Source organism: Cupriavidus sp. SIMBA_020 (assembly GCF_046535395.1).
Lineage (GTDB): Bacteria > Pseudomonadota > Gammaproteobacteria > Burkholderiales > Burkholderiaceae > Cupriavidus > Cupriavidus campinensis.
Genome location: NZ_JAWRWU010000026.1, coordinates 1 through 9,452, shown reverse-complemented (window position 1 = coordinate 9,452; position 9,452 = coordinate 1). Strand labels below are relative to the sequence as shown.

The 9,452-nt window shown below is 59.8% G+C and carries 6 protein-coding genes; 4 read left to right on the top strand and 2 right to left on the bottom strand.

Annotation, left to right across the window (positions count from 1 at the left end; translation table 11 throughout):
* The first annotated feature begins 6 nt into the window (after positions 1 to 6).
* On the top strand, positions 7 to 5,694 hold the full coding sequence (locus tag SB751_RS27720) for an RHS repeat-associated core domain-containing protein (protein WP_410748765.1): 5,688 nt from the start codon (positions 7 to 9) through the stop codon (positions 5,692 to 5,694).
* Between the two features lie 113 nt (positions 5,695 to 5,807).
* A complete protein-coding gene (locus SB751_RS27715) occupies positions 5,808 to 6,287 on the top strand; it encodes a hypothetical protein (protein ID WP_410748764.1) in 480 nt (159 codons plus the stop codon).
* A 119-nt stretch (positions 6,288 to 6,406) separates the two neighbouring features.
* Here SB751_RS27715 and SB751_RS27710 read toward each other — a convergent pair whose 3' ends face one another.
* Together SB751_RS27710 and SB751_RS27705 are read right to left on the bottom strand one after the other, a co-directional pair.
* Complete coding sequence (locus SB751_RS27710; RefSeq protein ID WP_410748763.1) at positions 6,407 to 6,916, bottom strand: hypothetical protein; 510 nt, start codon at positions 6,914 to 6,916, stop codon at positions 6,407 to 6,409.
* A 73-nt stretch (positions 6,917 to 6,989) separates the two neighbouring features.
* A complete protein-coding gene (locus SB751_RS27705; RefSeq protein ID WP_410748762.1) occupies positions 6,990 to 7,796 on the bottom strand; it encodes an NYN domain-containing protein in 807 nt (268 codons plus the stop codon).
* A gap of 690 nt (positions 7,797 to 8,486) precedes the next feature.
* Between SB751_RS27705 and SB751_RS27700 the strand changes: the two genes are divergently transcribed.
* Together SB751_RS27700 and SB751_RS27695 are read left to right on the top strand one after the other, a co-directional pair.
* Positions 8,487 to 9,116 carry a DUF6088 family protein gene (locus SB751_RS27700; RefSeq protein WP_410748761.1) on the top strand — a complete coding sequence of 210 codons (630 nt, stop codon included), beginning with the start codon at positions 8,487 to 8,489 and terminating at the stop codon, positions 9,114 to 9,116.
* Complete coding sequence (locus tag SB751_RS27695) at positions 9,109 to 9,390, top strand: nucleotidyl transferase AbiEii/AbiGii toxin family protein (RefSeq protein WP_410748760.1); 282 nt, start codon at positions 9,109 to 9,111, stop codon at positions 9,388 to 9,390. The genes SB751_RS27700 and SB751_RS27695 overlap by 8 nt, the downstream gene beginning before the upstream one ends.
* Positions 9,391 to 9,452: the final 62 nt, after the last annotated feature.

Here is a 9,452-nt window from a genome sequence, read left to right as displayed (position 1 = left end):
ATCCGCATGAAGGAACGAGAAGAGATGTCGAATCCGAATGCTTCTGGTCGTGGTACGGCGGCGCGCTGGCGCGCCGCGCTACGGCACATGGTGCCGGCAATCTTGCTAGCCGTCGGCATGCTCCATCCGCCGCTGTCGATTGGGCAATCCGCGCGGGGCCCAGCGGTCGCCGCGAATGAATCGCTCATGGGGATGCTTGCCTCGCGGCCGACGACGCTCGCGGGGCAAAGCGCCACCCAGCTTGCCAATGGCCAATGGCTCGTGCTGGGCGGTACCACGCCCAACGCGACCGGCAATCAGGCGCGGTTGATCGATGGCGCCGGCAAGTCAACGCTGTTGTCCCCCACATTGCATACGGCACGCAGGAACCATAGTGCTACGCTGTTGCCGGATGGCACCGTGCTCGTGTTCGGTGGGATCGATGCCAAGGGCAACACCCTTACCGATCCCGAGATCTTCGTCCCCACGGCCAGCGGCTTCAGCAGCCTCGCCAACCCGGGCCTGCTGGCGCGTAGCGGACATAGCGCCACGGTGCTGACGGACGGCCGACTGCTGATCGCCGGCGGCGCCGACGCCTCCGGCAGTGCGCTGCGCACGGTCGAACTCTACGACGCTACCCGGAATCAGGTCGAGCGTGTCAACTCCGCTATGGATCCTGCCCGCATTCAGCATATCGCGGCGCTCCTTCCCAGCGCCAAGGTCTTGCTGTGGGGCGGCGGGGACGGCGCGGGACAGACGCTGCCCGGCGGCAGTGTGTTCGATGCCGGCGCGCAACAGTTCAGCGCCGTGGCGCTCGAGAGCGCACGAACGCTAGCAGAATCGCTCAACCCCGGCACTGTCCCGGCGCTGGTGAGCAGCGTTCCTGTGGACCAGGCAAAGGATGTTCTCGTTGCCCAGCGCCTCATGGTCCGTTTCAGCCAGCGCATGGCTGTGGCGAGCCTGAATGCAAAGACCGTTACCCTGATCGGCCCAAGCGGTCCCGTGGCTATCCAGCCGGTGCCAGTGGAAGCCGGGATGCTGCTGTTCATCACGCCAAAGCAGGAATTGCTCCCGGGCACGGCATACACATTGTTCGTGCAAGGCGCGACCGATCAGTTCGGGCAGGCCTTGCCACTGACTGCAGTGGGCTTCAAGACCGTCACGCTCGGCACGCAAGCCACGCAGTCTGCGACAACGGCTGGCATCGCGCGAGCCGTACTTGCAACAACCGCCGCGACTACGCAGGCCGGAGCAGCCGCGGCGGCAACGGCCGGTAGCACCACCGCTAACGGGACAACCGCCACGCCCAAGACACCGGCCGTGGCCAGCGCCGCATTTGCAGCCGCCAACCAGGCCGCGGCGGACGCAGCCGAAGACAGCGACATCTGGATCCCCGGCCCCGGAAACTTCGGGGGCAAATGGCGCCGCGGCAATCGCGAAGTCTCCCGCCAGCACGAGCCGAAGAACGAACGCCTGCGCCGTGTGCTGTATGGCTACCCCGAGTTGATGAAGCTGACGCCAGCCGATGTAGCGCAGCGCAAGATCCCCGATGTGACGCCGCCTGCTGATGGGGTGACTGGCGTAGCAGGGCAAGTCTTGCGACTCAACGGAAGGCCGTTGGTGGGTGCGACGCTGTCCATCGGCTCGCAGAAGGTCGTCACCGATGAGAACGGTGAGTTCCTGCTCGCGGGCGTACCCTCAGGTCGCCAGATTCTGGTCATCGATGGCGATACGGCCAACCGAGGAGATCGCCACTACGGGCGCTACGAGTACGGCGTGAAGATCGAGGAGGGCCACACAACACAGTTGCCTTTCGTGATCTGGATGTCGCGGCTGAACCCGCGAACCGTCAAGTTGGCCTCGCCCACCGCGACCGAGACGATTGTGACGAACCCACAGATCCCGGGCATGGAACTGCGCATTCCCGCCGGCATGGTCGTCCGGGATGCCCAGGGCAAGATCGTGACCGAAATCAGCATGACGGCGATTCCGGTCAACCAGCCGCCGTTTCCGCTGCCGCATATCGAGGTGCCAGTCTACTTCAGCATCCAGCCCGGAGGCTCCCGCTTGGAAGGCATCAACGCCAATGCCAAGGGAGCCCAGCTCATCTACCCGAACTATCCCAATGCCGCGCCCGGCACACGCATGACGTTCTGGGACTACGACGCCACCAACCGTGGCTGGTTCGAGTATGGCCACGGTACGGTCACGGCAGATGGCAAGCAGGTGGTGCCCGATGCGGACGTTCGCATCTACGAGTTCACGGGCGCGATGATCACCACCTTCACGCCTGAATCGCAGGCGCCGTCGGCGGGGCCGGCGGTGAACTGCGAGTGCGATGCGAAGACGGCCGATCCCGTGGACACCTCCACCGGTTTGTTCCTCAATCCCGAAACCGATCTGGTGATCCCGGACGTCGTGCCCATTACCATCGGTCGGTCATACCGACAGGCCGACCTGCTCTCGCGCGCCTTCGGCATTGGCACGAACCTATCCTATGACATCTTCCTCGTTGGCGGCTATGATTCTGCGCGAGACCAGATCAAGCCTTACACCTACCTGATCCTGCCCGATGGGGGGCGCGTCTACTTCACGCGCGTCTCGGGGGGGACGGGCTACACCAGCGCCGTCTTCCAGAGCGTGGCCGCACCGGGCAGCATCTACTACGGAGCCATCGTCAAGTGGGACAACGTCAGCTATCCGGGCGCCAGCTGGAGCATGGTGCTCAAGAACGGCACCACGTACTTCTTCCCTGGCGTGGGCGATGGCGGGGGCAACGCGCGCACGGCGGCCGTGCTCGGCATCAAGGACCGGCTCGGTAACGTCACGCAACTGGTGCGCACCAACGGCAATCTGACCCAGATCATCTCGCCCAACGGACGCAACGTCTATCTGACTTACGACACGTCCAATCGCGTGACGCAGATCCGGGACGACCTGCAGCGCACGACGACCTATGCCTACGATACGCAAGGTCGGCTGATCAAGGTCACTGACCCGCTGGGCAAGACGAGGCAGTACACCTGGGCGACCCAGACCGTGCCCGCCGCGCACTCCATCGGCGGTGTTACCACGAGCCACAACCTCCTCACGGTTCAGGATAAGAACGGCAATATCGTCGTCACCAACACCTATGACGCCAATGGCCGAGTGGCGACCCAGACGTACGCCGATGGTAGGACTTTCTCGTTCGCCTACACCCTGCTGTCCGCCAGCCAGACGATCCCGGCCGGCTCTTTCGATGCTGTGACGCAGACCGACGCCACGGACGAACGTGGCACGGTCACACGCTACGTATTCAACAACAAGCAGGCGATCACCAGCGTGACGGCGGGGCAGGGCACGAACGTGGCCCAGACGCTGGCATACAACTGGAATCCGAACACCAACCTGCTGGACAGCGTCACCGACACCCTGGGCCGCACCACGGCGTACCAGTACGACAGCCTGGGCAACAAGACGCAGGTGACCGCCGCCTATGGCACTAGCAGCGCAGCGACTACCAAAGTCGTTTGGGATCTGAACTACAGCCGCCCGGCCAGCATCACCGACCCCAACAACAACACGATCACATTCAGCTACGACAAGCAGGGCAATCTGATAAAGAGCACAGACGCGCTGAATCACAGTGTGACGCTGACCTATGACGGACAGGGCCGCCCCTCCAGCGTCGCTGACGCGCTGAATGCCACCACGACGTTCAGCTACAGCGGCGCGGATCTGCAAACCGTGACCGATCCATTGGGCCACGCAGCGAGCCAATACACGGATGCCGTCGGGCGCCCCACCAGCAAAACAAATGCCCTCGGCCGCCGCAGCTACCTGGCCTTCGACGCCCTGGACAGGATCATAAGCCTGACCGATCCCAAAGGCGGCGTGGCTCAAGTCAGCTATGACCCCAACGGCAATCTCCTGACTCAGGTCGACCAGAACAACAATACAACGAGCTTTGCCTACGATGGGCGCGATCGCCTGACGCGCACCACCGATGCGTTGGCGCGCGTGACAACACTGGCCTACGAGCCGGGCGGACGGGTGAGCCAGACCATCGACAACAAGGGCCAGGCCACCAACGTGAGTTTCGACCCGCTGGGTAGGCCGACGCTGATGGGCTTCGGTGCGACGGCCAGCGATGGCAACCCGACCAGCACCATTGCGTTCACGTGGGACGCCGGCAACCGGGTGACCCAGTTCGTGGATTCCGTGGGTGGCACGATCACGCGCAGTTACGATGTGTTTGACCGGCTCACCAGTGAAACGACCCCGCAGGGCGGCGTGAGTTACACCTACGACGCGGGCGGGCGACGCAAAACTATGACCGTCGCAGGCCAGCCGACGGTGAGCTACACCTGGGACGCGGCAAACCGCCTGACCCAGATCCAGCAGGCCGCCGGCGCGACGAATGGCAACACCATCCAGACCATCGGCTTCAGCTACGATGCTGCAAACCGACGGACCCAGACCACCTACGCCAACGGCATTGTGGCGACCTACAGCTACGACGCTGCCAGCCAGCTAATCGGCATTGCATACAAAAAGGCCGATGGAACCCTCATTGGCGACCTGGCCTACACCTACGACGCCGCTGGTCAGAGAACCGGCATGGGCGGCAGTCTGGCCCGGGTCGATTCCGGTACCGCCGTAAGTACCACAGAATTCAACGCCAATAACCAGTTGGTCAAGTGGAACAATCAGAGCCTGAGCTACGACGCCAATGGCAACCTGACAAGCGACGGCACGAACACCTACACGTGGGACGAGCGCAACCAGTTGCGCGGCATCAGCGGCGCCATCACGGCCAGTTTCCAGTACGACGCGCTGGGGCGGCGCATCAGCAAGACCATCGGGAGCAACGCCACGGGGTACCTGTATGACGGGGCCAACTTCGTGCAGGAGAAGAATGGCAGCGGGGTGACAGCCAACCTGGTCAACGGCCCGGGTATGGACAAGGTCTATATGCGTCAAAGCAGCGCTGGCAATCACAGTATGCTGTCCGACGCACTGGGCAGTATACTGATGGCGACCGATGCGACGCAGGCGATTGTAACCAGCTATAGCTACGATGCCTACGGTGCCACCACGCAGACAGGGACGAACGACAACAGCCAGCAGTACACGGGGCGCGAAAATGACGGGACTGGGCTGTATTTCCACCGAGCCAGGTACTACAGTCCACAATTGGGACGGTTCATTTCGGCGGACCCGATTGGATGGGCTAGTGGGCAGACGAACAATTATGCGTATGTCCGTGGTAATCCCATTAGCTATCGTGATCCGCGCGGCACGAATCCGCTCGCTGGTGCCCTGACGGGGGCAGAGATTGGCAGTATGGCTGGCCCGGTTGGAGCAGTTGTTGGGGGTGTGATCGGCGCAGGCATAGGCGCTTACCTTGGCTGGAATGTAATTGGTCCGATTATTGCGCAGAATTCTGAGGCGGGTGTGCCCGATGTGCCTACCGATCTTATAGGTGATAATCCGCGGTCTAGTTCTGGTCAGCGGGTAAATACCGATCTGCCGAGTTCGGATTTTCCGGGCACGGTCGATGACCTGACCGGTGGACAAACCTCCGATCAAGGGGGGCATCAGGTATGTCCGAATGGTGTGCGTGTACGACCAGGGAAACATGGCAATGGTCCTAGAATCGATATTCCTGCAAATGGTACAAAGCCGCCTGAAACGATCCACTTTCCTCCAGGAACCCCTTGGCTATGGTGAGCCTTCATAGATTGTTACCAACGGTGGATGATCTGTCATCTCTCTCGTGTTTGTATGGGAGGCTGAAAATAGATCATTCGAATGCGATAACAGGTAGCCCTAATAGGGTGAGATTGACAAGCAATAACACATCCTCGATTCGAGTAGCTGTCGATTATGAGGACGTTGTCTTCAAGTTTGAATGTTTCGGTTTGATGATCGATAGCAGTGTCGATGATGTCGGACCGAATGCGAAAAATATGATTGAATTTGACGGCTGCCAAGTAATCAAATGCCTATTTCGGTTCGAATGGGAGCGGCCAGCACAGGGAAATGAAGTTCCTGCGGGTTGGGAGAAGTTTGTACGCCAAAGAGGCAGGGAGGCCGATATACAGCGAACTGCCAGTTCAGCATGCGTTTCAATGGTAGGGCTGATTTTCGCAGGATTGGCCCCTGGCTCGCCAACAGTAACTTTGGTCGTTAACGATGATGAGCCAGGGACGATGCGGCTCTTGGTAACGCGCGACGAAATCCTAAGCTTTATTCGCGAATGCGAAATCGTTGCACTGGAGGAAGTTCAAAAATGGGTAGATAAGATCGATCGTCAATCGTAACTGACGATGCCACATCACTTACCCTCCGGAACTACTTGCCCCAACCGATCACGCAATAGACGCGAAGCGAGCTGGTGGCAACCGTAGGTCGGAACGCGATTCCGACCTATCCGTCGCATTTAACATAAATTGCGACCGACGTCATTGGCTGTCGCGATAAGGGAAGCGGATGGCAGTTCCCGACCTCTCTGTGCGGTGATGGGATCCAACGCGCCGTTCGTGGCTAGAACGGCCGCGCCGGATGCCATAGGGCCGACCCGAACCGAGAACTTGCCTCCCGGCGCTGCGGCAGTCCTACCTTTGGGTGAATAGGATTCGGTGGGGCGCGATATCGCTACAAGGTGTAGCGCCCCGCTGCGTTGCGCGATCGTGATGGCTGCTGCCGACTCGACATCTCCGAGTTCGGTTTTTCCTTTGACGCCGGCGCAGATACCCAACATCACGATATACCGCGGACGGAAGCGCTCGACCATTTTGGTCGCAAGAGCGGCCGAGGAGGGCATGCCTTTCCTTCGCGCAGATGCGGCTACAACCGACAAAGCTCTGTTCGGACGGGGAATTTGCCCGAAATAATAGCCGGTGGGGTCGTCGGCGAACCGCCGGCCTGCCCATTGATACTTCAGGTTCAATACCGCCGTCGCGAACCTTGAGATTGTGTGCAATTTAGATGTGCATGTCGGGCGGACGGTCTATCAGACTGGACTAACGAAGCCTCATAAGATGGTCCTTCTCGCCCTTTTTGACTTCTACAATGGCATCCAACGCCTTCAGCATCTCGCTGAAACTGGAAAAGCCATGGTCCTTCATTGAAAACGTTGGATCTAATCGCTTGATCATGGGCCACACGCTGGCCTTGTATACCCAAGCGTCGCCCTTCGATTCCGCCAGTAGGCGAATGGCGCGACGGAGCATATCGGCACTGGGGCTGTGCAAGGGCGGAGCCACGTCCCCCGCGGTTGACGGCCGAGCTTCTACGATCGGGTCGATCAAGCTATCGTAATAACGGAACTCATGGCACGACTTCGCCCAATGCCGGTTCGTATTCTTGCGGTTGCCGATGCCAATAAGAGTGCGACCCGCGGCTTTGATCTTCTGCGAGATGGGCATGAAATCGCTATCGCCCCCAATAATAATGACCGTGCCGATATGGCCGAATCGGCCGATATCTTCAGCGGCATCAAGGCAAAGCTTGATATCAGCGCCGTTTTTTGCGGACGGGCCCGGCGGGAACAGCTGGATCAGTTCTACGGAGCCCTGCAGTAGGGCATCCCGGTATCGACCGAAGAATTGCCAGTTGCAATAGGCCCGATTGATGGCGACGGTTCCAAAGGACGAGCAAAGTTCAACTAGGGCTTGGACGTCGATCAATGGCTCCTGGGCCTTGAATCGGTTTTCCTGTTTGGCATAAGCCCCCTCCCCATACTTCGCCTCGACGAGTCCAGCGTGCAGATTCTCGAAGTCCCAGTAGATCGCGACGGACCGGCTCGTCCCATTATCCTCGTCGTTCAATTCCCGCCCCTTTATTGATGAGTTTCACCAGCATGCTAACTGATAATGTGGCGTCAGTTTCCGCTGCCCTACAGTGAAAAGACCGCGCGAGGTTACGCGGTTTCGACGACATCTAAAGCCTCGTGCGCCTGGCCCAAATCTCCTCAAATTTGAAGTGGCGGCCTCTGCCCGGTGAGCCTCTCCTCATCCCAAGGGTTGCGACGAATAGTGAGGGAGGTAGGAGTGTCTTTGTCGTCTCCGTCCAAGCGCAGGGGATCTAGTTTGCCCCTATAGCGTTGGGCTGTCCGACTCCTTGCGGCACATTCGAGTTTCGCTTTGGCCAAACGTTTGCTTTGCAGTGCGGTGCCGTCCTGCGCGGCCGAGACCAGGAATACTGCTACAGAGTATCTTGCTGTCAACCATGGCAGCGGCGGCAGTCACCGCGTCGGGCCACAAGCGATCAACCTCTCGCTGATCTGTCGCGAGTGCAAGCCAAATATTCTTGGGTAATGCTCGCTGCAGCGACTGCTCTCCGCGAAGCCTGGTCATACGTCGGGAGTTGGGCTTCCCACGACTGGAATACAACCTTTTCTGCGCCGGCCGGCGGAATTGCTTCCGCACCCTTCGCGGCCAGCGCTTCGAGGCGAAGTTGGAGCGCCTCGTTTGCATCTGCCCTTGAAAGTCATAAAATTATGTGGTATTTTCTGACATATGCCACGACTCGATTACTCCGTCCCTGCTCAGATCATGAGCCGCGCTCGGGCCCAAGGGCCGGGCGGTGTATTCACGCCCTCAGATTTCCTGGATGTGGGAGGGCGTGCCTCCGTCGATCAGGCTCTTTCCCGCTTGGCGAAAAAGGGCACTCTTCGGCGCTTGGCCAGAGGCCTGTATGATTTCCCGAAGGTTCATCCACAACTCGGAGCACTGTCCCCTGTTCCAGATGACGTGGCTCAAGCCTTGGCGAGGGAGACCGGTTCAAAGGTCCAAATTGACGGTGCGCGTGCGGCAAACGCTCTCGGCTTAACGACACAGGTACCCTCGAAGAGCAGCTATCTGACAAATGGTCCCTCCCGCCGTGTGGTGCTGGGAAAGCGCGTGGTGGACTTGCGACATGCCTCGCCGAAACACCTGGTAGCACCAGGAAGCATAGTAGGGAACGTTATTCAGGCGCTTCGTCATGTTGGGCCCCTGCGTGCGACCGACGTCGTGCAGGTGGCCGCGATGCGCTTGTCGCGTGATGACAAAAAGGTCCTCGCCTCTGCTGCTATTCAAGCGCCGGCTTGGATGCGGCCGACACTTGTGGCGATTGCCAACTCTATGTCGAGTGATATGGATGGATAAGGTTGCCAAACTTCCAGCCGCCGACCGCGCCGCCCTCTTTGGGGAGTCTGGTGCCAAGAGGGGCATTGCAAATACGATCATTGAAAAAGACTTCTGGGTCTGCTGGACGCTGAGAAGGCTATTCAGTCTGCAGCGTAGGGACGCCGCCACACTAGTGTTCAAAGGCGGTACGTCCTTGTCAAAGGCATATGACGCCATTCGTCGCTTCTCTGAGGACATCGATCTGTCCTTTGATCGCGCGGAGCTCGGCTATACAGGTGTGGGCTGCTGCTGATCCTGTGGACACCTACCTAAGCTCTCTCCGTCTTTTCGAACTCGATCGGGCTGACGTAGACG

Coding starts and splice junctions, on each gene's coding strand:
- SB751_RS27700 (WP_410748761.1), top strand. CDS start 8,487: ATGCCACGACTCGATTACTCCGTCCCTGCTCAGATCATGAGCCGCGCT.
- SB751_RS27695 (WP_410748760.1), top strand. CDS start 9,109: ATGGATAAGGTTGCCAAACTTCCAGCCGCCGACCGCGCCGCCCTCTTT.
- SB751_RS27720 (WP_410748765.1), top strand. CDS start 7: ATGAAGGAACGAGAAGAGATGTCGAATCCGAATGCTTCTGGTCGTGGT.